This window comes from Pseudomonas tolaasii NCPPB 2192 (assembly GCF_002813445.1).
Taxonomy (GTDB): Bacteria; Pseudomonadota; Gammaproteobacteria; order Pseudomonadales; family Pseudomonadaceae; genus Aquipseudomonas; species Aquipseudomonas tolaasii.
This window is the reverse complement of record NZ_PHHD01000001.1, coordinates 3,276,438-3,301,983: the sequence shown is the minus strand read 5'-3', so window position 1 is coordinate 3,301,983 and position 25,546 is coordinate 3,276,438. Positions and strand designations below refer to the sequence as shown.

Genomic DNA, 25,546 nt, shown 5'->3' with positions numbered 1-25,546 from the left:
ATTGCGCAGCAATGCCAGTCGCCATGAATTGAACATTGCACTGCACTGCCTCAGGATTTATGACTCTCAAGCCCTTCCTTCTATTGTTCTGCCTGCTGGCTTTACCGGGCCTTGGCGTTGCCGCCGAGAAGACCGTGTATGGCCTGAACGAATACGCCAAGCTGGCGGGCATCGACCTGGAAGTCGCCGCCAAGCTCGACACCGGCGCCAAGACCGCCTCCCTCAGCGCCCGCGACATCAAGCGTTTCAAGCGCAATGGCGAATCCTGGGTCCGTTTTTATCTGGCCATCGACACCGCCCATTCCCACCCCATCGAACGCCCACTGGCCCGCGTCAGCAAAATCAAGCGCCGCGCCGGTGACTACGACCCCGATGAGGACAAGAACTACACCGCCCGCCCGGTCATCGCGCTGGATATCTGCATGGGCACCGCTTTACGCAGCATCGAAGTGAACTTGACTGACCGCAGCGCATTCCAATATCCGCTGCTGATCGGCTCCGAAGCGTTGAAACGCTTTGATGCGCTGGTCGACCCCAGTCTTAAATACGCAGCAGGCAAACCTGCCTGCGCCACCGACGCTCATACCGCCGAGTAAACCGAATGCGCTCCTTGACCCTGCACCTGAGAATCCTGATCACCGTTTTGGTGGTGCTGGGTATTTCGGTCACCGCCTACCAGATTTTCGTACTGGGCATTCCCGTCACCGAAGACGCCACCGACGACTTGTGGAACATCGACGCCAAGGTCGAGTTCGTCGCCAACCCCAAGGACCCGGTGAAAATCTCGATGTTCGTGCCGCCGCTGAGCCGCGACTTCGTCAGCCTCAATGAAAGCTTCATCTCGAACAACTACGGCGTGAGCGTCAACCGCACCGACGGCAACCGCAAGGTCACCTGGTCGGCCCGCCGCGCCAAGGGCAACCAGACCCTGTATTACCGCCTGGTGCTGACCAAGCGTTACAGCGGCGAGAAGGTCAAGGTCAAAGGCCCGACCTTCCGCGACAGCATTGCCGTGGAAGGCCCGGAAAAAATCGCCGCCGAAGCCCTGCTCGCCCCTATCCGCCAGCACTCGGCGGACGTGGAAACCTTTATCACCGAAGCCATCAAGCGCACCAACAACCTCAACGACGACAACGTGAAGCTGCTGCTGGCGGGAGACCCGTCGACACCGCACAAGGCCAAGATCGTCGAGTTGCTGCTGTCCATCGCCCACGTGCCGGTGGAGAAAGTCCACACCATCCGCCTGGTCGCCGACCAGCCGCAAGCCCCGGAACTGTGGCTGCGCAGCTTCAATGGCAACGACTGGCTGTACTTCAACCCGGAAACCGGCGAACAGGGCCTGCCGGCGGACCGCCTGCTGTGGTGGACCGGCGATGAAAATCTGATCACGGTGGAAGGCGGCAAGAAAGCCATGGTCACCTTCAGCCTGAACAACAGCGAGATGAACGCGATTCGTCTGGCCAAGCTGACGGATGAAAACACCGACGCCAACTTCCTCGAATACTCGCTGTACGGCCTGCCGCTGCAAACCCAGCAAACCTTCATGATCATGGTGATGATCCCGATCGGCGTGCTGGTGATCCTCATCCTGCGCAACCTGATCGGCCTGCAGACCCTCGGCACCTTTACCCCGGTGCTGATTGCCCTGGCGTTCCGCGAGACGCAACTGGGCTTCGGGATCGTGCTGTTCACCATTATTACGGCACTGGGGTTGTCCCTCAGGTCGTACCTTGAACATTTGAAGCTGCAGATGCTGCCAAGGCTGTCGGTGGTGCTCACGTTTGTGGTGGTGCTGATCGCGGCCATCAGCCTGTTCAGCCACAAACTGGGGCTGGAGCGCGGGCTGTCGGTGGCGCTGTTCCCGATGGTGATTCTGACCATGACCATCGAACGTCTGTCCATCACCTGGGAAGAACGCGGCGCCAACCATGCGCTGAAAGTCGCGGTGGGCACCTTGTTCGCCGCCGCCCTGGCGCACATCATCATGAGCGTGCCGGAACTGGTGTACTTCGTGTTCACCTTCCCGGCGATCCTGCTGATTCTGGTGGGCTTTATGCTGGCCATGGGGCGCTATCGCGGCTACCGCCTGACCGAACTGGTGCGCTTTAAAGCCTTTTTGAAGGCTGACCGGTAATGTTCGGCTTCTGGAAAACCTGGAAGGCCCTGGAAGCGCGGGGGATCATGGGCATCAACCGGCGTAATGCCGACTATGTGCTCAAATACAACAAGCGCAGCCTGTACCCGCTGGTGGATGACAAGATCATCACCAAGGAACGTGCCCTGGCTGCCGGCCTGCATGTTCCCGAAATGTATGGCGTGATCACCACCGAAAAGGAAATCGACAAACTCGACGACATTATCGGCGGGCGCAGCGACTTCGTGATCAAACCCGCTCAGGGCGCCGGCGGTGACGGCATTCTGGTGGTGGCCGACCGGTTTGAAGGACGCTACCGCACGGTGTCCGGCAAGATCATCAGCCATGAAGAAATCGAACATCAGGTTTCCAGCATCCTCACCGGCCTGTATTCCCTGGGCGGCCACCGTGACCGGGCGCTGATCGAATACCGGGTGGTACCCGACCAGATCTTCAAGAGCATCAGTTACGAAGGCGTGCCCGACATCCGCATCATTGTGCTGATGGGCTACCCGGTGATGGCCATGCTGCGCTTGCCGACCCGGCAGTCCGGCGGCAAGGCCAACCTGCACCAGGGCGCGATTGGCGTAGGCGTTGACCTCGCCACCGGCCTGACCCTGCGCGGCACCTGGCTGAACAGCATGATCACCAAGCATCCCGACACCACCAACGCGGTGGATGGCGTACAACTGCCCAACTGGGACGGTTTCATGCAACTCGCGGCCGGTTGCTACGAGCTGTGCGGGCTGGGCTATATCGGCGTGGACATGGTGCTGGACCAGGAAAAAGGCCCGCTGATCCTCGAATTGAACGCTAGGCCCGGGCTGAATATCCAGATTGCCAACGATTGCGGGTTGACCCTGCGCACTCACGCCGTTGAAGCACGACTGGAAGAATTGAAAGCTGCCGGTATCACCGAAACGCCGGAAGAGCGGGTCAGGTTTGTGCAGGATATGTTTGGGCACATTCCTGCTGTGGAGGGCTGAGAGCCTCATCGCAGGCAAGCCAGCTCCCACAGTTGAATGCATTCCAGGGTGGGAGCTGGCTTGCCTGCGATGACGATCTGGCAAGCAACTCACCTTCAAGAACGGCCCTCAATCTGCCTATCCCCGACATCCCCTCTAGGACCAGAACCGACAGGGGACTACAATCCCCTCCCCCAAGCCAACCGCTGATCCGCTTCGCATGTCGACCTGTTCCGTACACCCGCTGCCCTACCGGGCCAATCCCGCCGAGTATTTCACGGCGATCCGCCACGCCCCCGGCGCGGTGCTGCTCGACAGTGGCCGCCCGGCTGCCGAGCGCGGGCGTTACGACCTGCTGAGCGCCTGGCCGGATGTGACGTTGACGGTAGCGCCCGACGAGAGCGGTGGCGATTTCCTGCAACGGTTACGGCAAAACCTCACACAGCTAGGTGAAGCCGCCTTGCCTGCGGGTTATGAATTGCCGTTCGTCGGTGGCTTGATCGGTTACCTGAGTTATGACTTCGGCCGGCACCTTGAGCACCTGCCGCACCTCGCCGCAGACGATTTGCACCTGCCGGATGCGCGTTTCGGGCTGTATGCCTGGGCGTTGATCAGCGACCACCAGGCGCAAACCAGCCAACTGGTGTTTCACCCCTCGCTGGCTGACGGCGAACGGCAACGCTTGATAGCGCTGTTCGGCCAGGAAATCATCGACACCGCCGCGAGCTTCACACTGCACGGCCCCATGGTGCCGGACCTGACCGCCGAGGCGTACCGGCAGGCCATCGTGCGCATTCAAGACTACATCCAGGCCGGCGATTGCTATCAGGTCAACTTCGCCCAGCGCTTTCGCGCGCCGTGTGTGGGTGACCCCTGGGCGGCCTATTGCGCGCTGCGCGAGGCCTGCCCTACGCCGTTTTCCGGCTACCAAAGCCTGCCGGACGACGGCGCGGTGGTGAGCCTGTCGCCGGAGCGCTTTGTGCACATCAGCGAGCATCGCGTTGAAACCCGTCCCATCAAAGGCACCCGCCCCCGGGGGCTGACGCCCGAAGAAGACGCCGCCAACGCCGCCGAACTGTTGGCCAGCCCCAAGGACCGCGCCGAAAACCTGATGATCGTCGACCTGCTGCGCAACGACCTCGGCCGCACCTGTCGCACCGGCTCGGTGAAAGTGCCGGAGCTGTTCAGCCTGGAAAGCTACCCCAACGTGCACCACCTGGTCAGCAGCGTGACCGGTGAACTGGCGGCCGGCAAAGACGCCCTCGACCTGATCGCCGGCAGCTTCCCCGGCGGCTCCATCACCGGCGCCCCGAAGATCCGCGCCATGCAAATCATCGACGAACTGGAGCCGACGCGCCGCGGGCTTTACTGCGGCTCGCTGCTGTACCTGGACGTGCGCGGCGAGATGGACAGCTCCATCGCTATCCGCAGCCTGCTGGTCAAGGACGGCCAGGTATGCTGCTGGGGCGGCGGCGGAATCGTCGCGGATTCGGAGTGGGAGGCTGAATATCAGGAGTCGCTGACCAAGGTGCAGGTGTTGTTGAAGACACTGGAAGGCTTGTAGTGACTGGGCTGGCCTCTTCGCGGGCAAGCCCGCTCCCACATTAGATCGGGTTCACACCCTTCAAATGTGGGAGCTGGCTTGCCTGCGATGAGGCCGTCAGCCCCACTAAAACTTACAGGCCCAACTGCCGATTCGAAGCCTTGATGAACTCTTTCTTCAAATCCTCGAACGTGTGCACCGCCGGAAATTGCGGGAACTCGCGAATCACATTCTCCGGTGCGTGGAACAGAATCCCGCGGTCGGCCTCGCCCAGCATGGTGGTGTCGTTGTAGGAATCGCCGGCGGCGATCACGCGGTAGTAGAGGGTCTTGAAGGCCAGCACCGACTGGCGCTTAGGGTCTTTCTGACGCAGTTGGTAGCTCACCACCCGGTCGTTTTCGTCGGTAATGAGCCGATGGCACAGCAGGGTCGGAAACCCCAGCTGGCGCATCAATGGCTGGGAAAACTCATAGAACGTGTCTGACAGAATCACCACCTGGAAACGCTCGCGCAGCCAGTTGACGAACTCGATGGCGCCTTCCAGCGGTTTGAGGGTGGCGATCACTTCCTGGATATCCGCGAGCTTCAGGCCGTGTTCGTCGAGGATGCGCAGGCGCTGCTTCATCAACACGTCGTAGTCCGGGATGTCACGGGTGGTGGCCCGCAGGGATTCAATACCGGTTTTTTCGGCGAAGGCGATCCAGATTTCCGGAACCAGTACCCCTTCCAGGTCGAGACAGGCAATTTCCACAAGACACTCCCATTTTTGATGTTGTCTGTTGAGCGAGCAAAAGGACTGCCGAACTCTAGCGATTCAAGCTCGCCGCCGCAACGCAGGGCGGATTTTGATACCATCGCTCCCCTATAGAGCGCTCAGCGCCACTGACCTGTAGGAACCGTCCTGATGAACCAAGCCTTCGACGTCGCTGAACTCGCCGCGACTTATGCCAACAAATCCGCCCAGGACATTCTCAAGCTGGCGTTCAGCCAGTTCGGTGATGACCTGTGGATTTCCTTCAGCGGTGCCGAGGACGTGGTGCTGGTAGACATGGCCTGGAAGCTCAACAAGAACGTCAAGGTGTTCAGCCTCGACACCGGCCGCCTGCACCCGGAGACCTACCGGTTCATCGAGCAGGTGCGCGACTTCTACAAAATCGACATCGAACTGATCTCGCCGGACCAGAGCAAACTGGAACCTTTCGTCAAGGAAAAAGGCCTGTTCAGCTTCTATAAAGATGGCCATGGCGAGTGCTGCGGCGTGCGCAAGATTGAGCCGCTGCGCCGCAAGCTCTCCGGCGTCAGCGCCTGGGCCACCGGCCAGCGCCGTGACCAGAGCCCCGGCACCCGCAGCCAGGTGGCCGCGCTGGAAATCGACACAGCCTTCTCCACGCCGGAACGTACCCTGTACAAGTTCAACCCGCTGGCACAGATGACCAGCGAGGAAGTCTGGGGTTACATCCGCATGCTGGAGCTGCCGTACAATAGCCTGCACGAGCGCGGTTTTATCAGCATCGGCTGCGAGCCATGCACTCGCCCGGTGCTGCCAAACCAGCATGAGCGCGAGGGCCGCTGGTGGTGGGAAGAAGCCACGCAGAAAGAGTGTGGGCTGCATGCGGGCAATATCATCAGCAAGGCGTAAGCCTTGGCGCAATAATGTGCGGGAGCTGGCTTGTGTGGGAGCTGGCTTGCCTGCGATAGCATCACCCCGGTATCACTGATACACCGAGGTGCCTGCATCGCGGGCAAGCCCGGCTCCCACACAAGCCCACTCTCACATTTGTTTTGTGTCGATTTCAAAAATGTACACACACATATGTAACCATCGGTGCCATTTATGTGTGCAATTTATCGTTATCCGCACCATTACGTAACACCTCTTCCCGCCGATACACCCCGCTCTTAAATCACCCTCCTTCCCGATAAAAATAAATACCTGTTCAAACGGTCAATTTTTATTGCTTAAAATTCAGCATGTTAATTATCCGATCTAATAAAAAGAAATTAAACAGGATTTTCATAGACCAAAAACTGGCACGCATGTGGCTTAAGGTGAAATGCGCTTTGTATACAATTAATACAAAACATACATACACTTTGCCATCCTCCGTTTTCCGCAGGATGCGCCGGAGCCTGCCGGAATGCGTACAAGCCTCTCAAACAACATCGCACTGGATCTGCCCTCCACCTCATTGAAGCCCGAGGCTGCCAGCCCCGGCCCGCTGGTTCTCAGCCCGCGCCTGCACAACAGGGACCTGGCACCCACCAAGGTCGAAGGCCGACGCTGGGGGCGCTACAGCATTTTTGCGTTGTGGACCAACGACGTGCACAACATTGCCAACTACTCCTTTGCCATCGGCTTGTATGCGCTGGGCCTTGGCGGCTGGCAAATCCTGTTATCGCTGGGGATCGGTGCGGCGCTGGTGTATTTCTTCATGAACTTGTCGGGCTACATGGGCCAGAAGACCGGTGTGCCGTTTCCGGTGATCAGCCGCATCAGCTTCGGGATTCATGGCGCGCAGATTCCAGCGCTGATCCGCGCGGTGATTGCGATTGCCTGGTTCGGGATACAAACCTACCTGGCCTCGGTGGTTTTCCGCGTGCTGCTGTCGGCGATTCATCCAGGGTTTTCCGACTATGACCACAATTCGATTCTCGGCCTGTCGACCCTGGGCTGGGCGTGTTTCGTGACCATCTGGTTCGTGCAACTGGCGATCCTGGCGTACGGCATGGAGATGGTGCGCCGCTATGAAGCGTTCGCCGGGCCGGTGATTCTGGTCACCGTGGCTTCGCTGGCGGGCTGGATGTACTTTCAGGTCGGCGGCCATATCGCGTGGTCGATCCGTGAGCCTCTGAGTGGCGGCGAGATGTGGCGCAATATCTTCGCCGGCGGCGCCTTATGGCTGACCATCTACGGCACGCTGATCCTCAACTTTTGCGACTTCGCCCGTTCCTCGCCCTGCCGCAAGACCATCCAGGTCGGCAACTTCTGGGGCCTGCCGGTAAACATCCTGGTATTCGCCGCCATCACCGTGCTGCTGTGCGGCGGGCAGTTCCAGCTCGATGGCCGGGTGATCGAAAGCCCTACCGAAATCATCGCCGCCATCCCCAATACCTTCTTTCTGGTGCTGGGCTGCCTGGCGTTTCTGATCGTCACCGTGGCGGTGAATATCATGGCCAACTTCGTCGCGCCGGCCTTTGTGCTGAGCAACCTGGCGCCCAAGTACCTGAACTTCCGCCGCGCCGGGTTGATCAGCGCAACGTTGGCGGTGTTGATTTTGCCGTGGAACCTCTACAACAGCCCGCTGGTGATCGTGTATTTCCTTTCCGGCCTGGGTGCGCTGCTGGGGCCGTTGTACGGGGTGATCATGGTCGATTACTGGCTGATTCGTAAAAGCCGCGTCGACGTTTTGCAGTTGTACAGCGAAGACCCGAACGGCGTTTATTACTACAGCCGCGGGGTGAATTTACGTGCGGTCGCGGCGTTCATTCCTGCAGCGGTGATCGCCATTCTGCTGGCGCTGTTGCCCGGCTTTGCCAGCGTCGCCCCGTTCTCCTGGATGTTTGGCGCCGGTATTGCAGGGTTGCTCTACCTGCTGATCGCCAAGCGCCAGCCGTTCTACGCCGATGTCAGCGGCGAAAGCATTGCAGTCGATAACGTCAGTCATTAATCAAGGACATTCCATGCGTATCCTCGTGGTCAACGTCAACACCACCGAATCCATCACGGAAACCATCGCCCAGCAGGCACGCGCTGTGGCCGCGCCGGGTACCGAGATCGTCGGGCTCACGCCGTACTTTGGCGCCGAATCGGTGGAGGGCAATTTTGAAAGTTACCTGGCGGCCATCGCCGTGATGGACCGGGTGATGGCTTACGACCAGCCGTTTGATGCGGTGATCCAGGCCGGTTATGGCGAGCATGGCCGTGAAGGCCTGCAGGAATTATTGAATGTGCCGGTGGTGGACATCACCGAAGCCGCCGCCAGCACGGCGATGTTTCTGGGCCATGCCTATTCGGTGGTCACCACCCTGGACCGCACGGTGCCGTTGATTGAAGACCGCCTGAAACTCGCCGGGCTGTACCAGCGCTGCGCCTCGGTGCGCGCCAGCGGCATGGCGGTACTGGAGCTGGAAGAGGATCCGCTGGCCGCCATGGAAGCCATCGTGCGCCAGGCCGAGCTGGCGATCAGCGAAGACAAGGCCGAAGTGATCTGCCTGGGCTGCGGCGGCATGGCCGGGCTGGATGAGCAGATTCGCCTACGCACCGGCGTGCCGGTGGTGGATGGCGTGACGACGGCGGTGACCATTGCCGAATCGCTGGTGCGGCTGGGGTTGTCGACCTCGAAAATCCGCACCTATGCGACGCCGCGGCCGAAGAAAGTCATGGGCTGGCCGGGGCGGTCTGGCCGGTAGATCGAGTCGCGGCCATGCTCACACCGCACTGAACCGCCGCCCCAAGCCCTGCTCGGCAAACTGCTCAATGATGAAATCCACAAACGCCCGGGTCTTGCCAGGCAGCAGTTTGTGCTCGGCGTAATAGATGGAAATGTTGCCGTCATCCACATACCAGTCGGGCAGCACACGCACCACCGCGCCGCTGTCGAGGAAAGGCACGGCCATCGGCATGCTGATCAGCGCGATACCCAGCCCTTGGGCGCCGGCGCAGCAGGCGGCTTCGGAATCGCTCATGGTCATGCCGGGCTTGAGTACCAGCGGGCGATGCTCGCGCTCAAGGCTGGTCAATTGCCAGGAGCGCACGCGACCGGTTTGGGGTGAGCGGATCAGGATGCCCGTACAACGCGCCAGATCTTCGGGAGTTTTCACCGGCAGGCGTTGCGCCAAATAACCCGGCGAAGCCACCAGCACCCGGTGCGCCGGCGTGAGTTTGCGCGCGACCACGCCCGGAGGCAGCTCAAAACCGCCGCCAATGGCCGCATCAAACCCCTGGCCGATCAGGTCCACCTGGCGGTTATCGAAATGCCAGTCCGGGCTGATGTCCGGAAAGCGCCGCATAAACTCGCCCAGCAACGGCACCACATAACGGTTGCCGAACACCGTCCCCATACTGACCTTCAGCGTACCCACCGGCCGCCCTTCGGCGCTGGCCAGGTTGGCCACCGCATTCTGGATGGTGGTGAGGCTGCCGCTGACCTCTTCGAGAAACAGCTTGCCGGCTTCCGTCAGGGTCAGGCGACGTGTACTACGCTGGAACAGCCGAACCCCCAGACGCGCCTCCAACTTGGCAACGCTTTTTCCGACGGCCGCAGGCGTCAGGCTCAGGTGCCGCGCCGCTTCGGCAAAGCTGCCGCCTTCGGCACTGCGCACAAAGCATTCGATACTGCCAAAGCTCTCCATACCGCCACACTCTAAACTTTTGGTTTACACAGACTATAGCAATCACGGTCTACCGGGGGGCGGCGCTGAAGTCGATACTCGGTTCCAACAACAAGGCACTCCCGCCTTGAACCTTCAGGAGATCGACATGACCACACAAGACCTCAGCGGCAAAGTTGCCTTGATTCAAGGCGGTTCCCGCGGCATCGGCGCCGCTATCGTCAAACGCCTCGCCGCACAGGGTGCAGCGGTCGCCTTCACCTACGTCAGCTCGGCCGCCAAGGCGCAAGAACTGCAAAACAGCGTGATCAGTGAAGGCGGCAAAGCCCTGGCGATTCACGCCGACAGCGCCGACGCCGAGGCGATCCGCAATGCGGTCAACGCCACCGTCAAAGCCTTTGGCCGCCTGGATATCCTGGTGAACAACGCCGGTGTGTTGGCCATCGCGCCGCTGGAAGACTTCAAGCTGGAAGACTTTGACCAGACCCTGGCGATCAACGTGCGCAGCGTGTTCATCGCCACCCAGGAAGCGGCCAATCACATGGGTAACGGCGGCCGAGTGATCAATATCGGCAGCACCAACGCCGAACGCATGCCCTTCGGCGGCGGCGGTCCGTATGCGATGAGCAAGGCGGCGCTGGTGGGTCTGACCAAAGGTTTGGCACGCGACCTGGGGCCACGCGGCATCACCATCAACAACGTACAACCCGGCCCGGTGGACACCGACATGAACCCGGCGAACAGTGAGTTTGCAGACAGCTTGATCGGGCTGATGGCGGTTGGGCGGTACGGGCACGTGGAAGAGATTGCCAGCTTTGTGGCGTACCTGGCGGGGCCGGAAGCCGGGTATATCACCGGTGCCAGTTTGACGATTGATGGTGGTTTCAGCGCCTGAATCCGGGTGGGAACTGACTCGTGTGGGAGCTGGCTTGCCTGCGATGGCGGTGTATCAGTGCCAGATGGTTGGCTGGCACACCGGTATCGCAGGCAAGCCAGCTCCCACATTTTTTACCGCGCATCAGTCAACGCAATGGCGGCAAGCCATAGGCCGCCAGATCAAAGTCCGCCAGCTTGCGGATGATCTGGTCGGCGTGGTCGTACTTGCTGTCAGCCATGGCCTCATCCGGCACAGCGATGGCCGTCATATTGGCGGCCTTCGCGGCCGTCACCCCAAAGGGCGAATCCTCGAACACCAAGCAATCCTCGGGTGCAACGCCCAGTCGGCGCGCAGCGGTGAGGAAAATATCCGGCGCCGGTTTCGCCGCGCCGACTTCCGGGTCATCCGCCGTCACAATCGTACCGAACAGGCTGAACCACTCGCGGTGCAACGTGGTTTTGTGGCCAAACGAATTGCGCGACGAACTGGTGCCCACGGCAATCGGAATGTTGTGCGCCTTCAAGTGCCGCACCAACGCTTCGGCACCGGGCATGCCTTGGGCCTTGGGGAAACGCTCGCTCATCAGCGGCTCGCGAATCTTCAGGAACTCGGCTGCCGTAATCGGCAACTCCAGCGCCTTGACCACGTAATCGGCCAGGTCCTGGGCACCACGCCCGATGATGTGCTGCTTGATGCCCCAATCGTAGGTGCGCCCATAGCGTTCGGCGATGATCTGTGTGACTTCGGTGTAGATGCCTTCCGTATCCAGCAACAACCCGTCCATATCGAAAATCACGGCCTTGATCGGACCGGCAGCAGTACGCGGTGCATTCATCACAACAAAACCCTGGGGGAAGGACTAAAAGGATTCAGCACAATAACGGCCCGCGCGCCTTGCAAGCAACCGTTGCGGCCCGCTATGTACTGCCCTCGGCGCTTAAGCCAGGCACCCCATGCCAACAAGCGTCGCCTCCACCGCCTGATCCAGCGGTGTATGCGGTTCTTTGCCGAGCACCTCGACCAGCCGCGCGTTATCCAGGCGCAGCGGCGTGCTCCACAGGTAACGCATCTCCTGCAGCTCACGCAAAGTCACTACAAAAGGCGCCGCCAATTTCAACAGCCACCAAGGGAACGTGCCTACACGGGGTTGCCGGCCCGTTCTGCGCTGCACCACGCGCTGAATCGCCTTGCTCATCTGCGTGCCATCGGTGTCGATGTGCCCGGCCATATGAAAGCGCGCAAAGGCGTCGAGGCTGGCCCGACGCGCCAGTAACTCAACCATGGTGCGCGCCACATCCGGCAAGTACGCCCATTGATGGGCCAGGCCCGGCGCGCCCGGATTGCTGATGGTGTGCACCGGTTTGCCGGGTTTGACAACCCCTTGGGAGAACCAACTGTTGGCCGCCTGCCCGCCAAAAAAGTCACCGGCCCGCACGATTATTACGCGCGCGCCGTGGCGGGATGCGTCTTCCAGCCGCTGCTCCAGTTGCACACGGATCGCGCCCTTGCGGGTTTGCGGGTGCTGGGGCGAGCTTTCGTGCAACACGGGAAACGCATCCGGCCCGTAGTTGTAGACCGTGCCCGGCAGCACGATCGTTGCGCCTTCGGCAATGGCCGCTGCGATGGTGTTATCGATCATTGGCAGCACCAGTTCTGCCCAGTTGCGATAACCGGGCGGGTTCACTGCATGCACAATGACCTCGCAGCCCCGGGCGGCGGCAAGTACCTCGTCGCGATTCATTGCATCGCCCTTGAGCCAGGTAAACGTCGCATTCTGGCGGCGCGCTTTGTCCACGTCCCGGGCCAACGCGCGCACCTCCCAACCTGCGGCTTTCAATTGCCGCGCCACTTCGCCACCGATCCCGCCGGTTGCACCCAACACCAGTACCTTATTCATCGCGCCGCCCACCTTTGTCAGTTGTTGAAGCCAGTGTGTGCGTGGGACTGCTATAGATAAATTGCCGAAGATTGCCGATCAGCTATACATTTATGTATGGCATTGAATATTGGTTGGGAGCTTTACCGGTCGTTCCTCGGCGTACTCAAGGAAGGGTCGCTGTCGGGGGCTGCGCGGCTGCTCGGCATCACACAGCCTACGGTCGGCCGGCACATTGCCGCGCTGGAAACGGCACTGGGCGTGGTGTTGTTCACTCGCTCGCCGCAAGGTTTGCTGCCCACCGCCGTCGCCCACACCTTGCGCGCCCACGCTGAAACCATGGAGCGTACCGCCGCCGCACTGGAACGCGCGGCGTCCTCTCAAGGCGACGAAGTGCGCGGCGTTGTGCGCATCTCCGCCAGTGAAGTGGTCGGTGTGGAAGTGCTGCCGCCCATCGTCAGCCAATTGCGCCGCCAGCACCCACACTTGAAAGTCGAACTGACCCTGACCAACCGCCTCAGCGACCTGCTGCAACTGGAGGCCGACATTGCCGTGCGCATGGTCCGCCCCAGCCAGGAGCAACTGCTGGCACGGCGCATCGGTTTGATTGAAGTCGGCTTGCACGCCCGCGATGACTACCTGCAGCAACACGGCATCCCGCTGCACATGCAGGACCTGGCCAGCCATTCGGTGATCGGTTTCGACCAGGAAAACGCCTTTATCCGCAGCCTCGCCATCAAAGGCTTTGAACGCAGCGCCTTTGCCCTCAGCAGCGACAGTGACCTGGCGCAACTCGCGCTGATTCGCGCCGGTGCCGGAATCGGCGGCTGCCAGGTCCAGTTAGCCAGGCGCAATCCGAGTTTGCGGCGCGTGTTGCCGCAGGCATTCGCGCTCAAACTGGACACCTGGGTAACCATGCACGAAGACCTGCGCAACAGCCCGCGCTGCCGAGTGACGTTTGATGCGCTGGTAGAAGGTTTGCAGCATTACGTACAGGATTGAGACAGCTGCGCTGGTGAAGAATCAGACTCCCTCATTCCCTTCACAGACGCCCCCATGTCCGAAGCCTTCGAAGTCCCCAGCCCCCACGAAAAACACATCGAACACACCACCGAGCACGCCCACGGACGCGGCGACAGTTTCGCCAGCCGCATCGCCGTGATGACCGCGCTGATGGCTACCCTGGGCGCCATGCTCAGCTACCAGGCCGGCTCCACCGAGAGCGAAGCGGCGATGGACAAGAACAACGCCGCCATCATCAAGACCGAAGCCGCCAACCAATGGAACTACTACCAGGCCAAATCCAGCCGCCAGAACCTGGCGGAACTGGCCACCCACATTCCCGGCGTGGACGCGGCGCATTACAAGGACGAGATCGAGCGTTACAAAAGCCAGAAGGAAGAGGTGCGTAAACAGGCTGAAAAGCTTGAGGCCACCTCAAGGGAATGGGACCAGAAATCAGAAGAGGCCCTGCATCAGCATCACCGCTGGGCGCAGGCGATGACGGCGATTCAGATCGCGATTTCGTTGGCGGCGATTACGTTGTTGACGCGCAAGGAATGGTTGAAGCGCCTTTCGTACACCGCCGGCGGCGTCGCAGTGGTGCTGGGTAGCCTGGCTTGGCTGCACCTCTAAACATGTGGGAGCTGGGCTCGGCCAGCACGACGCAATGCTCGGCTATTCGCAAAGCTGACCGCCTGGGCGTACGTGCAGGCGTGAAGATGAAACTTTCGGGGAATTAATTTCAATCTGCCAGCATCGAGATTAAAGTGGCGCCCCTTCGAGAAATGGATCTCGATTTTTGCCCATGGAGTTACCCCGTGAAGTACATCAGTAAAGTCGCTGCAGCCGCCGTTCTTGGTTTTGCCCTCGCAGGCTGCACCGGCACCGCCATCAAATCCCCGCAGTACGACAGCAACCAGTACACCGTTCTGGGCCACAGCGAAGCCAGCGCCACCGGCATCATGCTGTTCGGCATCATCCCGATCGGCCAGAACAGCCGTTTCGTACGCGCCCAGGATGCAGCCATCAAGGCCAAGGGCGGCGACGCACTGATCAATACCCAAGTGCAGGAAAACTGGTTTTGGGCCTGGGTACTCAGCGGCTACACCACCAAGATTTCCGGTGACGTGATCAAGCTGAAAACTGCGCAATAAATGATTATGAAGTTGGCAAAAACGCCAGGGCTTTAACCCCGCCCTGCGACGTATCATGGGCCAGACTTTCGAGGCTGGCCCATGAACCTCAGTATTCTCTATGCACTCGCCGCCGCCGCCCTGTTCGGCGCCAGCACCCCGCTCGCCAAAAGCCTCGGCACGGGCCTTTCGCCAGTGTTGCTTGCCGGTTTGCTCTACCTTGGCAGCGGCATCGGCCTCGCGGGCGCACGCCTGATCCGTGATCGCGGCTGGCAACCCACCGGGCTCACCTCTTCGGAATGGCCCTGGCTGATCGGCGCCATCGCCTTTGGCGGCATTCTCGGCCCCGTCGCCCTAATGTTCGGCCTGACCCGCACCGCCGGCACAACGGCCTCCCTGATGCTCAACCTTGAATCGGTACTGACCGCCGTCATCGCCTGGCTGGTGTTCAGGGAGAACGCCGACCGACGCATTGTGCTGGGGATGATCGCGATAGTGCTGGGGGGTGTGGTGCTGTCCTGGTCAGACGGCGGCGGCGCGAGCCATGACTGGACCGGGCCGTTTGCCGTGGCACTTGCATGCCTGTGCTGGGGGATTGATAACAATTTGACGCGCAAAGTGTCGGCATCGGACGCGCTGTTTATCGCCGGGGCCAAGGGATTGGTTGCGGGCGTGGTGAACTGTGGTTTGGCGCTTTATCTCGGGGCGCAGCTGCCGGGGCTCGCGCAGCTGGGGCCGGTCTTGCTGGTTGGCTTTTTGGGGTATGGCGTCAGCCTGGTGATGTTTGTGCTGGCATTGCGCGGGTTGGGCAGTGCGCGCACGGGCGCCTACTTCTCGACCGCGCCGTTCCTCGGTGCTGCTGTAGCGCTGCTGATATTTGGGGAGTCGGTGTCAGCGGCATTCTGGATCGCGCTGGCATTGATGGCCGTGGGCGTTTGGCTGCACCTGACGGAACGGCATGCCCATGAACATCTGCATGAGGCGACAGAGCATTCGCACCGGCATGTGCATGATGAGCATCATCAGCATGAGCATGGGTTTGAGTGGGAACCGGGGGAGTCGCATAGCCATGTGCATGTGCACAGCCCGTTGCGGCATAGTCATGCGCATTTTCCGGATGTGCATCATCGGCATGGGCATTGAGGGCACCGAAGCATGTCATAAGCCAGCGCCGGAATATGCCAGGCGCATAACCTGAGGAAGCCAGATTTTCAAACCCCACAAATCACAAAACCCCTGGTCTCTTTCGAAACCAGGGGTTTTGTTTACATCGAATTTGGCGGTGAAGGAGAGATTCGAAAGTACCCGCACCCTCGATCGAGAAGCAGAGGCCCCGGAATATAAGGGCTCCAGCGGTGCCGGTTGCGCGAAAGCGTTCCCACGCCATTCCCACGGACCTCAGATTGCACCGCGTTACGCGTGCGCACCACACGTGTAGGGAGCTGAGATTCGAAATCTAGAGGGGGGCAAAAAAAAGAGTAACATAAGTAATCTTGACCGTTTTTAAGGCTCAAGCCGTTGAAATTAAAGGGTTTTATATTTCGGCCAAAAGGTAATTTTTAAGTAATATTGAAGTGATCTGATTACTCTTTATAAATGTAATTCTCATGTTTATAAAAACCCTTTAAAAACAATGCGTTGGCAAAAAATTACTTTTTCAATTACTTATCTGTTACTCCTTTTTGTAACACCGACCCCCACGGAATACGCGGCCTCCAGCCCGTTGCCCATACGTGGTTACTGAAATTACTCTTTTTGAAATACCCCCCCTCTACCTGCACAGCAACGCATCCAGACCTTTCGAAGGAATACCCCCTCGGTGCAGGGTTCCGCAGGCTTTCATCCTCCCTCCAACGCCAAGCAAGCGCCCAGCCTAAGCCGCCGGGAGTGGCCCGCAGGGGCGCAGAAAAAACGACCCATTTAGCCCGCAGGCGAGGTGGGGGGACGACGGCGCGCGCCAGGTCCAGACGAGCCTACCCGCAGCCTGTAGCACGTCACTCCCCCCAAATAATGTGGCACGTCAACTCCCCAGCCTGGGGACTGCGAGCGTGGTACTCCCCTGGCTTCGACCGGCAGTCAGCGAAGCGCTAAAATTCCCGTGTTTATTGGCCCGCGCAGACCCTTACGCTTGCCGTGACACCCTGCTAATGCTATGTTGAGGTGGGTTTTTTCATGCTGATGAAGGGCAAACTTTCATCTGTTCCCGCCGGCTTTTCCGACTCAAACCCGTTCTCTGCCTTGCAGCTCGTCGCCTCAAATCGCATCATGGCCAAACGTCATTTACTGTATGCGCATACAGTAACGGATTCCTAACCATGGAAAATGATGAAGACACCCTCGGATGGCTTGGCCTTCCCACACCATTGCAGATGTACCGACAGCATTGCCACCTGCTGGAGAACGAGATCCAGGAACTCAACCTCCAATTACGCAAAGCCCGTGCGGACGTTTACGGCATCAGTCAAATGCTGCTGGAAGCCCAGGCGAAGAATACGGAGTTTGCGGGGTATCTCCGGGAACGTGGAGCCGAAGCGGCATCAATGCGTAAGCAAATCGCGGACTTGACCACATTGTCCAATGTGAGCAGGCGAGAGGCGGATGGGCTGCGGCGCATCGTCAATGAAATGAGACCTAGGCCGACCACGATTGTCTAATGTCAAACTGAAAGAGGGTTTGCCATGTGCGGAAGACTGTCGCAGTACCGGGGAATCCACGACTTTGTCGCGGCGCTGAGCATGCCCAATGCCCTGGCAAACTCGGTGGGTGATCAGCCGATCGAGCGGTACAACGTCGCCCCAACGACTCACGTGGCGTTACTGCACCAGCAGGGTGAGTTGCTGCACGCCGATACCGTGCGGTGGGGATGGCGCCCGCATTGGGCGAAAGACCGCGCCGCGCCCATCAACGCACGCGTCGAAAAGGTAGCCCACGGCCCGTTCTTCAGGGCGATCTGGCCACACCGTGCGATCACACCCATCGACAACTGGTTCGAGTGGGTGGATGAAGGCGGACCGAAGAAACAGCCTTATCTGATCCGCAGGCGGGACGGCGCGCCGATCTTGTGCGCAGCTATTGGTCAACTACCAGACGCAGATGAAGGCCCAGGAGAGCATGACGGCTTTGTGATCATCACCGCGGATAGCGCTGGTGGTATGGTGGACATCCATGACAGAAGGCCCGTGGTACTCACACCGGACCTCGCCCGCGAATGGCTGAACCCAGCAACGCCGAAGGAGCGCGCCGAGCAGATGGTGTTGCACCAGGGCGAGCCGGCCGAGTCCTTTGAATGGTTCAAGGTCAGCACCGCCGTGGGCAACGTAAGAAACAAGGAAGCCAGTTTGATCGATCCGGTTCTTTAGAACAGACCACCCAGTGCATTGGGTTCCCAATTCATGATGACCAGCTCCCCGCTCACCTCGGTTTTCCCCTGCCGCTGATTCGCCGTGCTGTATCGAATATCCACCATCTCGAAGTGAAACCCGTCAAACACACGACGAATATCCGGGTGGTCGTTGATGCTGACCATCACTTTCCCCTTGCAGCGGCGCATGAAGTCGGCCATCCGCTCGTAGTTTTCAAAAGGAAAGTCAACGCCATATCCAGCGGTCTGCCAGTAAGGCGGGTCCATGTAATGGAAGGTGTGCGGCCGGTCGTAGCGTTCGGCGCATTCAAGCCAGCCTAGGTTCTCGACATAGGTGCCAGACAACCGTTGCCAAGCTGCAGACAGGTTCTCCTCGATCCGCAACAGGTTGATAGCTGGGCCAGTGGTGGCGGTACCGAAGGTCTGCCCGCTGACCTTTCCGGCGAATGCATGGTGCTGCAGGTAGAAAAACCTCGCAGCCCGCTGGATGTCGGTGAGTGTTTCCGGCCTGGTCATCTTCTGCCATTCGAACACTTGGCGGGAGCTGAGCGCCCACTTGAACTGGCGCACAAACTCCTCCAGGTGGTTCTGCACCACGCGGTACAGCGTCACAAGATCGCCGTTGATGTCATTGAGGACTTCAACCGGCGCAGCCTGGGGCCGCATAAAGTAAAGCGCGGCGCCGCCGGCAAAGACCTCGACGTAACATTCGTGAGGTGGAAACAGCGGAATAAGGCGATCTGCCAGGCGACGTTTGCCGCCCATCCACGGGATAATTGGTGTGCTCATTAAGTGATCCTTGTTTCGACAATTGGATTCGCTTAGGCTTCGCACCCCCTGCGCAGTGGGGCGAGGCCTTGGTTGGAGCACTCGGCACGTTCGAGTGATTCAGCGTCGAGCGGGTGTTAGCGCACCAGCTCGTCGCCTCGTTTACTGCGCGGGGGTACTATTTCTCCCCCGCTCCAAGTTCAAATGGCTTGAAGCGCACGACCTCCTCGCCGACCCAATCATTTAGAAGGGCCAAGCGAGTCTGAATCGGCTCAAGTTCCAGAGTGGCCCAGACCTCCCCTGCTTCCTTCGGCGAGCCAAAGCCGCCGGCGTTTTTCGGCACGATGCCCATCAGTTGGGGATAAACCCGCAAGGCGGCAAGAACGTCGCCCTGGGTCTGGTCCTTGATCGAGTTAAATTCGTCTTTCGCTGACACCTCGCTTACTGGTATCAGTTGGATGCCTTCCTTCTTCCCGTTCGGCGCATACACAAAGAGGTTGCGGAAGTTGCCAGGCCCTTTGGAGTTTTTCAGCGCCACGCGCAAGTCTTCAATATCGGACTCGTTCTGTGCCGCGTCCGTCATGTACAGGATGAAACCAGCATGGCTACCGTTCTCGTAATACTTGCGACGGAAGAGCGTCGCCGACTGATTCAACAGCGCCGATTGCAGCGCGCACAGCCACTCGGGCAAACCGTAAATTTCTTGATGCAGGTCGAGTTCGCGCAAATGGAAGATGCTGTCCTGATCAAACTCATGCTCCTGTTTCCAGCCTTGCACCTGAAAGAAACGCCGGTCCTTCCCCACACGCATGTATTTAGCCAGCGATGGTTTTAATGCTACTGGCGTGCCCAACAGTGACCGCCGCGCCTCCACATAACCATTCCCGAGCGCCAAGTAATCCTGAGCGTACTGGTCGAACGCCTCGCGGGTCAGCAGCTTGTGCGGGATGAACGTGCGGGTCAGTTGGTTACGCTTGAAACGTAGTCCCGAGTCGAGGTGAACGCTCGCCTTAACCGACCGAGCAAGTCCATCCAGCGACAATGGCGGCTCATACCAGCGCCCGTTAAACCAGCACTCCAACGAATCGAATATTTCCCTGGCCGACAACACCGACTCCGGCTCACCAAACGTGAACGCCACCGACTTGTGCTCACTCACGGCCTGCTCCGTAGCAACCGCCACCTCATTGTTCGTACTCATCAAAAAAGCTCCATCCGCCCGGTATTGGCAGCCGTCTGCCCTTCGAGCGGTTCGTGGTGTAGTGCATGGAAAAGCGCCCAGGCCAGGTCGGCGTGGCCGGTTGATTCGCTGCGTCCGGCGGTATAGGTGAACTGCCGGCCGCTGGCGGTGATGGTTTTGCGGATAGCCATCAGTGACTGCGCGAAGTCCGTCCAGCCGGCGTCGAACTCCAGCCGGCCCTTGTGGATCACGTCATAGGCTTTCATCACCAAGCGCGACTTAACCTCTGGCGAATAGCTGAACGTGGTCAGTCCGGGGAAGAACTGCCGCACCAGCTGCGCCACGCCAGAGCCCATGCCGGTTGTGTCAATACCGATATAGGTGACCCAGTAACGCTGGGTCACCAAGCGGATTGACTCGGCCTGCGCCGCGAAGTCCATGCCACGGAACTGGTGCCGCTCAAGAACCCGGAACTTACCGCCTGGCACCATCGGTGGTGCCACGACCACTAGACCGGAACTATCGCCCGTTTCGGCCGGGTCATAACCCAACCACACCTGACGGTCGGCCAACGGTCGCGGTGCCAACGGTTTGTAGTCCTCGGCCCATTCGACCCAGCTGTCCACCATGCAAGACTGCAACATCGACAGAGGAAAGATGCTCGCCCCGTCGTCCACAAACTGGCACATCAGCAAGTTCTGGAACGCCTCGGCGTCGTACTCCTGACGCAACTCCTCAAGGTCAAACAGGTCACAACCGCGCTGCTCGGCGTCCAAAATCGTGACGATCTGCCGCCACACCTTGTCCTCGCTCAACCGCCCCTGCTGCAGGGCATCGTGGGAAACATCTACCGAAATACGGTTGGCGGCGGGTTTGCCCTTATTGAATCGCTCACCCGTCCAGAACGTGTATGCCTCGTGGGCCATGCTCGACGGCGTGCTGAAGTAGGTGCGGCGATATTGCTTCTGCATCGCCATACCGGAGGCGACCTTGTTCAGTTCCTTGAACTTGAACGTCCAGAAGAATTCGTCGAAGTAGAAGTTGCCGTGGTAGCCCTGGGCGGTTCGTGCGTTCGTGCCCAGGAAGTGCAGCTCCGCGCCGTTCGCGAGCGTGATGGGATCGCCAGTCAGCTCAACGCCGACGACTTCCCTGGCAAAAGATTGAATATACGATTTGAAAATGTGCGCTTGATTCTTCGACGCCGACAGGAAGATCTGGTTACGCCCCGTGGTCAGCGCATCAATCAACGCCTCCCGAGCAAAGTAGAAAGTCGCCCCGATCTGCCGGCTTTTCAGAATGGCCCTGGTGCGCTGATTACCCGCCTTGTACCAATCCAACTGATAACCAAAGCACCCATCGACAAACGCCTGGGTGAGCAGCTCGATATGCTCTTCACTGAACTCATTGCGGCTCGGTTTTTTCTTGGGCCCGCTGTTGCGGTCATTCAGTTTCGGGTTTAGCTCAGACTCGGTACCGCCGCCCTTGAACCGCTCGATTCGGGCCTGGCGTTCTAACTGCCGGTGGAGCAGGTCAATTTCCTTGAAATCGCCGCCGGTCTTGCCTTCCTTCAGGATCAACTGCACCAACCGTGCTTCCAATGCCCCGCCAATTCGCTCGACGTTATCCGCCCGGTCCCATTCGTCACGGGCTTTCCAGCTGTGTACGGTCTTCTCTTTTTCGTCCAGGTACTCGGCAATTTCAGTGATGCGCCAACCCGTCCAGTACAAAAATTTGGCCTGGCGACGGTTATCACGGATGGGAATTTCAGCGAGAGCATTCATGGCGCAGATGCTGCCTTCCGCGCGCGTGGTACACCCGCCTCGCTCCCTGTAGAGCCTTGCTCTACAAGTGCGGCTCGTTGCCCGCGAGGCCGCAGCTGCCGACCATGCCCACATCGCAACGGCAGTTCGCCGCCACCGCACTGAGGACTCCCCATGGCCAGCAGCACCAAACAGAAATTCCGCTCCAAGTGGACCCGCATTGCCGTAGAAGGCGCGACCACCGATGGCCGCATCATCGAGCGGAGCTGGATTGACGACATGGCCTCGCAGTACAGCCAGAACACCTACGGCGCTCGCATCAACTGCGAACACATCAAGGGATACTGGCCCGGCGGTGAATTCGGCGCTTACGGCGACGTAGTGGCGCTTAAGGCTGAAGAAGTCGACATTGCCGGCATCAAGAAACTGGCGTTGTTCGCCCAGCTCGAACCCAATGACGCGCTTTTGGCCTTAAATAAGGCCGGTCAAAAGGTCTACACCTCAGTCGAGATCCAGCCAAAGTTTGCCGATAGCGGCAAGGCCTACCTGGTCGGCCTCGCCATCACTGACACCCCAGCCAGCCTGGGCACCGAAGCCCTGAGCTTCAGCGCTACACATGGCACCTTGGCCGGACGCAAACAGGACAAAGACAACCTGTTCAGCGCTGCCGAGGAAGCCTCACTCGAATTCGAGGAAGTCACCGACCAGCCGAGTGCTTTTGCAGCAATCAAGGCCAAGCTCGGTGAGTTCATCAAAATGAGCAAGGACAAGGATGGCAAGGACGCCAACACTTTCTCCGACATCGGTGAAGCGCTGGAAAGCCTGGTAACCCTCGCCACCCAGCAGGCTGAGCAAGCCGACGCTTCAAGCAAGGCCTTGGTAGATCTGAAAAAGCAGTTCACCAGCCTGGATACCGAGCTGAAAGAGCTCAAAACCAAGCTCGGCCAAACCGCTGACCTCAGCCAACCACAGCGTCCGCACAGCACGGGCGGTGCAGGCACCGTACTGACTGCTTACTGAACACACGGCCCGACACCGACAAGCCTATTCACCGGAGAACACCCCCATGCGTAAAGAAACACGCTTCGCCTTCGCCGCCCTGGCCGTGCAGATCGCCCTGCTCAATGGCGTAGCCAGTGCCCACGAAAAATTCAGCGTCGACCCCAGCATCCAGCAAAAACTGGAAGTTGCAGTGCAGGAGTCCGATGGATTCCTGAAACAGATCAATATCATTGGCGTCGACGAGCAGTCAGGCGAGGCCCTGCTGCTGGGTGTCAATGGCCCGGTAGCAAGCCGCACCGATACCTCCGGTGGCACTCGCCGCAGCCCACTGAGCCGCAGCACACTGAGCAAAGACACCTACATCTGCAAACAGACCAACTTCGACAGCGCGTTCCCCTATGCGCTGCTGGATGCCTGGGCCAAGTTTCCAGACTTCCAAGTCAAGCTGAGCAACGCGATCATCCTGCGCCAGGCCCTGGACCGCATCATGATCGGCTTCAACGGCACCAGCGCCGCTGCAACCACCAACCGGGCCGCCAATCCCCTGTTGCAAGACGTCAACATCGGTTGGCTGCAAAAAATCCGCCTCAGCGCCGATGACCGCGTGCTCGACACGGCCACCATTGGCCCCCGCAAAGTCATCAAGGTTGCGGGAGTCGATACCGTTTTTGAAGGTGATTACGCCAACCTCGACGGCCTGGTGTTCGACGCAATCCAAATGCTCGACCCATGGCACCGCACCCGCCCGGATCTGCGCGTATTGGTTTCCCGCAACCTAATGCACAGCAAACTGCTGGCAGCCGTGGAAAAGGGGGCCGACTCCAACCAGGAAGAAAACGCCGCTCAAGAGATTGTCAGCCGCGCCCGTTTGGGTGGCCTGCCGGTCGTCGACGCTCCGTTCTTCCCGGATAACACCGTACTGGTCACCACCCTCAGCAACCTTTCGATCTACTACCAGAACGGTGCACGTCGCCGTCACCTGAAAGACGAACCTGAGCTGGATCGTATCGCCGACTACCAGTCCTCGAACGAAGCCTACGTGATCGAAGACTTCGGCCTGGTCGCCCTGGTGGAAAACATCACGGCCGTCAACTACCCGGCTCCAACCGGGGCATAAGAGGCGCGCCATGCACCAGACACCAGCCCAACGCAACCAGCTGCGCAAACGCGCAGCCATTGAGTCCGCCGCGACTGCGCCGGCCACTTCAATGGAAGGCGCAACCGCCTACGAGCACCAACTTGCCCAGCTGGCTCAGCACCGCGCGCGTCTAAAGCAGGTGCAGTCCAACCAGGGCAAAGCCGAGCTCAAAGCTCTGCTGATCCCTGAGTACGAACCCTATGTGCAAGGTGTACTGGATGCCGGCAACGGCGCCCAAGACGAGGTGCTCACCACCATCATGCTCTGGTGCATTGATGCCGGAGGCTACGTCGGAGCGCTGCAGATCGCCGAATACGTCATCAAGCACGGCCTGAAAATGCCGGACCGCTTCGAGCGCTCCACTGGGACATTGATCGCCGAGGAAATCGCCGAAGCGGCCCTTAAGGCACAAAAGGCGGGCGACAGTTTCCCGCTGTGGATTCTGGAGCAGGCCGAACGCATCACCGCCGAGCAGGATATGCCTGACCAAGCCCGCGCCAAGCTACACCTGGCAATTGGTAAGGAAAACGCTGCCAAAGTACCGAATGAAGACCTCACGACAACTGATGTCGGGTTTCTGGTGGTAGCAAAGGCTCACCTGAGCAAAGCCATCGACCTGCACAGCAATTGCGGCGGCAAAAAGGATCTGGAGCGCGTTGAGCGCCTCCTCAAGAAATACGCTGCTCCCAGCAGCTAACCGAGCGTCCCCACGCACCCCGCCGGCTCGGGGCGGATCGGCCAGGCCGCTCCTCCTGAACGTGAAGCCCCGACCACCGGCGACCTTTTTTCGAGTGCAGTCTCATGAGCGCATTTGTAGCCAGCGGCACCGTCGCCAGCGGCCATATCAACACCGACCCGTTCTGGCCGTCGATTGATCTGGACAACCTGCGCGCCACTCTGCGAATCGATGCCAGCGTCACCCCAGCTCGCCTGGAAACCGCCGTGATCGCTGCCGCAATCAACCTCAACCGTGAGTTGAGCGACTGGCGAGCAGCTCAGCAGGCCGCCGGCTACACCACGCTGGATGAAGTCCCTGGTGATCGGATCAAAGACGTATCGGTAAAGGCCCACCTCTACCGCCGAGCGATCGAAGCTGGCACCGGCGCCGAAGTATGCGAGCGGTACCGCGACTACAGCGCTACCAACACGGGCAACAACAAGGCCGAAGAGGTTGCCCCCAGCATCGACGATTACCGGCGCGATCTAAGGTGGGCCATCCGCGACTTTCTTGAAAAAAGCCGCACCACCGTGGAGCTGATCTGATGCCCACCGCCGTCCGCGCCAACCAAAACGACACCGTCGACGCCCTTTGCTGGCGATTTTACGGCCGCACTACTGGCGTCACGGAGGCCGTGCTGGAGGCCAACCCCGGCCTGGCCGACCATGGGCCAATCCTGCCTCAAGGCCTTGTCATCAACATGCCCGAAGCCCAAACCAGCGCGCCCCAGCGGCAGATGGTGAATCTATGGGACTGAT

General features: G+C 59.8%; 26 protein-coding genes. 19 read left to right on the top strand and 7 right to left on the bottom strand.

The window, feature by feature from the left end:
- Positions 1–59 precede the first annotated feature (59 nt).
- The 4 genes from rloA (at position 60) to pabB (ending at position 4,663) form a co-directional block, all read left to right on the top strand.
- A complete protein-coding gene (rloA, locus tag ATI14_RS15405) occupies positions 60–596 on the top strand; it encodes a retropepsin-like aspartic peptidase RloA (protein WP_016973612.1) in 537 nt (178 codons plus the stop codon).
- 5 nt (positions 597–601) lie between these two features.
- Positions 602–2,134, top strand: coding sequence for an osmotic stress tolerance membrane protein RloB (rloB, locus tag ATI14_RS15400; protein WP_016973613.1), 1,533 nt, complete (start codon positions 602–604; stop codon positions 2,132–2,134).
- Positions 2,134–3,120: an alpha-L-glutamate ligase-like protein gene (locus ATI14_RS15395; RefSeq protein WP_016973614.1), complete on the top strand. Its 987-nt coding sequence runs from the start codon at positions 2,134–2,136 to the stop codon at positions 3,118–3,120. Before rloB ends, ATI14_RS15395 begins: the two co-directional genes overlap by 1 nt.
- Before the next feature lie 199 nt (positions 3,121–3,319).
- A complete protein-coding gene (pabB, locus tag ATI14_RS15390; protein ID WP_016973615.1) occupies positions 3,320–4,663 on the top strand; it encodes an aminodeoxychorismate synthase component I in 1,344 nt (447 codons plus the stop codon).
- 112 nt (positions 4,664–4,775) lie between these two features.
- Here pabB and thrH read toward each other — a convergent pair whose 3' ends face one another.
- Positions 4,776–5,393, bottom strand: a complete 618-nt coding sequence (thrH, locus tag ATI14_RS15385; RefSeq protein WP_016973616.1) for a bifunctional phosphoserine phosphatase/homoserine phosphotransferase ThrH — start codon at positions 5,391–5,393, stop codon at positions 4,776–4,778.
- Positions 5,394–5,546: 153 nt separating this feature from the next.
- On the opposite strand from thrH, the gene ATI14_RS15380 reads away from it, so the two are divergent.
- The 3 genes from ATI14_RS15380 (at position 5,547) to ATI14_RS15370 (ending at position 9,052) form a co-directional block, all read left to right on the top strand.
- A complete protein-coding gene (locus ATI14_RS15380; RefSeq protein ID WP_016973617.1) occupies positions 5,547–6,281 on the top strand; it encodes a phosphoadenylyl-sulfate reductase in 735 nt (244 codons plus the stop codon).
- Between the two features lie 499 nt (positions 6,282–6,780).
- On the top strand, positions 6,781–8,310 hold the full coding sequence (locus ATI14_RS15375; RefSeq protein ID WP_016973618.1) for an NCS1 family nucleobase:cation symporter-1: 1,530 nt from the start codon (positions 6,781–6,783) through the stop codon (positions 8,308–8,310).
- 13 nt (positions 8,311–8,323) lie between these two features.
- Positions 8,324–9,052, top strand: a complete 729-nt coding sequence (locus tag ATI14_RS15370) for an aspartate/glutamate racemase family protein (protein ID WP_016973619.1) — start codon at positions 8,324–8,326, stop codon at positions 9,050–9,052.
- 18 nt (positions 9,053–9,070) lie between these two features.
- Here ATI14_RS15370 and ATI14_RS15365 read toward each other — a convergent pair whose 3' ends face one another.
- A complete protein-coding gene (locus tag ATI14_RS15365) occupies positions 9,071–9,994 on the bottom strand; it encodes a LysR family transcriptional regulator (protein ID WP_016973620.1) in 924 nt (307 codons plus the stop codon).
- Positions 9,995–10,121: 127 nt separating this feature from the next.
- Between ATI14_RS15365 and ATI14_RS15360 the strand changes: the two genes are divergently transcribed.
- Positions 10,122–10,868 (top strand): 3-oxoacyl-ACP reductase family protein, encoded by a 747-nt coding sequence (locus ATI14_RS15360; protein WP_016973621.1) that lies wholly within the window; start codon positions 10,122–10,124, stop codon positions 10,866–10,868.
- A gap of 127 nt (positions 10,869–10,995) precedes the next feature.
- Here the strand turns inward: ATI14_RS15360 and ATI14_RS15355 are convergent, their stop codons facing one another.
- Complete coding sequence (locus ATI14_RS15355; protein WP_016973622.1) at positions 10,996–11,685, bottom strand: HAD-IA family hydrolase; 690 nt, start codon at positions 11,683–11,685, stop codon at positions 10,996–10,998.
- Between the two features lie 102 nt (positions 11,686–11,787).
- Entirely contained in the window at positions 11,788–12,747 is a 960-nt protein-coding gene (locus tag ATI14_RS15350) for an SDR family oxidoreductase (RefSeq protein WP_016973623.1), read from the bottom strand.
- 96 nt (positions 12,748–12,843) lie between these two features.
- On the opposite strand from ATI14_RS15350, the gene ATI14_RS15345 reads away from it, so the two are divergent.
- The 6 genes from ATI14_RS15345 (at position 12,844) to ATI14_RS15320 (ending at position 18,220) form a co-directional block, all read left to right on the top strand.
- Entirely contained in the window at positions 12,844–13,728 is an 885-nt protein-coding gene (locus ATI14_RS15345) for a LysR family transcriptional regulator (RefSeq protein WP_016973624.1), read from the top strand.
- Positions 13,729–13,782: 54 nt separating this feature from the next.
- Positions 13,783–14,361 carry a DUF4337 domain-containing protein gene (locus tag ATI14_RS15340; RefSeq protein ID WP_016973625.1) on the top strand — a complete coding sequence of 193 codons (579 nt, stop codon included), beginning with the start codon at positions 13,783–13,785 and terminating at the stop codon, positions 14,359–14,361.
- Positions 14,362–14,546: 185 nt separating this feature from the next.
- A complete protein-coding gene (locus tag ATI14_RS15335; protein WP_016973626.1) occupies positions 14,547–14,882 on the top strand; it encodes a hypothetical protein in 336 nt (111 codons plus the stop codon).
- 81 nt (positions 14,883–14,963) lie between these two features.
- Positions 14,964–16,004 (top strand): DMT family transporter, encoded by a 1,041-nt coding sequence (locus ATI14_RS15330; protein WP_016973627.1) that lies wholly within the window; start codon positions 14,964–14,966, stop codon positions 16,002–16,004.
- A 1,172-nt stretch (positions 16,005–17,176) separates the two neighbouring features.
- Positions 17,177–17,515 carry a hypothetical protein gene (locus ATI14_RS15325; protein WP_100831503.1) on the top strand — a complete coding sequence of 113 codons (339 nt, stop codon included), beginning with the start codon at positions 17,177–17,179 and terminating at the stop codon, positions 17,513–17,515.
- 24 nt (positions 17,516–17,539) lie between these two features.
- Positions 17,540–18,220: an SOS response-associated peptidase family protein gene (locus tag ATI14_RS15320; RefSeq protein WP_100831502.1), complete on the top strand. Its 681-nt coding sequence runs from the start codon at positions 17,540–17,542 to the stop codon at positions 18,218–18,220.
- Here ATI14_RS15320 and ATI14_RS15315 read toward each other — a convergent pair.
- From ATI14_RS15315 to ATI14_RS15305, 3 genes are all read right to left on the bottom strand, one after another.
- Positions 18,217–19,011 (bottom strand): DNA adenine methylase, encoded by a 795-nt coding sequence (locus ATI14_RS15315; protein ID WP_100831501.1) that lies wholly within the window; start codon positions 19,009–19,011, stop codon positions 18,217–18,219. The genes ATI14_RS15320 and ATI14_RS15315 overlap by 4 nt on opposite strands.
- Before the next feature lie 157 nt (positions 19,012–19,168).
- On the bottom strand, positions 19,169–20,191 hold the full coding sequence (locus ATI14_RS15310; RefSeq protein WP_080520700.1) for a phage portal protein: 1,023 nt from the start codon (positions 20,189–20,191) through the stop codon (positions 19,169–19,171).
- Complete coding sequence (locus ATI14_RS15305; protein WP_080520699.1) at positions 20,191–21,951, bottom strand: terminase ATPase subunit family protein; 1,761 nt, start codon at positions 21,949–21,951, stop codon at positions 20,191–20,193. Before ATI14_RS15305 ends, ATI14_RS15310 begins: the two co-directional genes overlap by 1 nt.
- A gap of 153 nt (positions 21,952–22,104) precedes the next feature.
- Here ATI14_RS15305 and ATI14_RS15300 point away from each other — a divergent pair, with 153 nt between their 5' ends.
- From ATI14_RS15300 to ATI14_RS15280, 5 genes are all read left to right on the top strand, one after another.
- Positions 22,105–22,950 carry a GPO family capsid scaffolding protein gene (locus ATI14_RS15300; protein WP_080520698.1) on the top strand — a complete coding sequence of 282 codons (846 nt, stop codon included), beginning with the start codon at positions 22,105–22,107 and terminating at the stop codon, positions 22,948–22,950.
- A 46-nt stretch (positions 22,951–22,996) separates the two neighbouring features.
- Positions 22,997–24,049 carry a phage major capsid protein, P2 family gene (locus ATI14_RS15295; protein WP_080520697.1) on the top strand — a complete coding sequence of 351 codons (1,053 nt, stop codon included), beginning with the start codon at positions 22,997–22,999 and terminating at the stop codon, positions 24,047–24,049.
- A gap of 10 nt (positions 24,050–24,059) precedes the next feature.
- Positions 24,060–24,767 (top strand): phage terminase small subunit, encoded by a 708-nt coding sequence (gpM, locus tag ATI14_RS15290; RefSeq protein WP_100831500.1) that lies wholly within the window; start codon positions 24,060–24,062, stop codon positions 24,765–24,767.
- Between the two features lie 104 nt (positions 24,768–24,871).
- Positions 24,872–25,333: a head completion/stabilization protein gene (locus tag ATI14_RS15285; protein ID WP_100831499.1), complete on the top strand. Its 462-nt coding sequence runs from the start codon at positions 24,872–24,874 to the stop codon at positions 25,331–25,333.
- On the top strand, positions 25,333–25,545 hold the full coding sequence (locus tag ATI14_RS15280; protein ID WP_100831498.1) for a tail protein X: 213 nt from the start codon (positions 25,333–25,335) through the stop codon (positions 25,543–25,545). The genes ATI14_RS15285 and ATI14_RS15280 overlap by 1 nt, the downstream gene beginning before the upstream one ends.
- Position 25,546 lies beyond the last annotated feature (1 nt).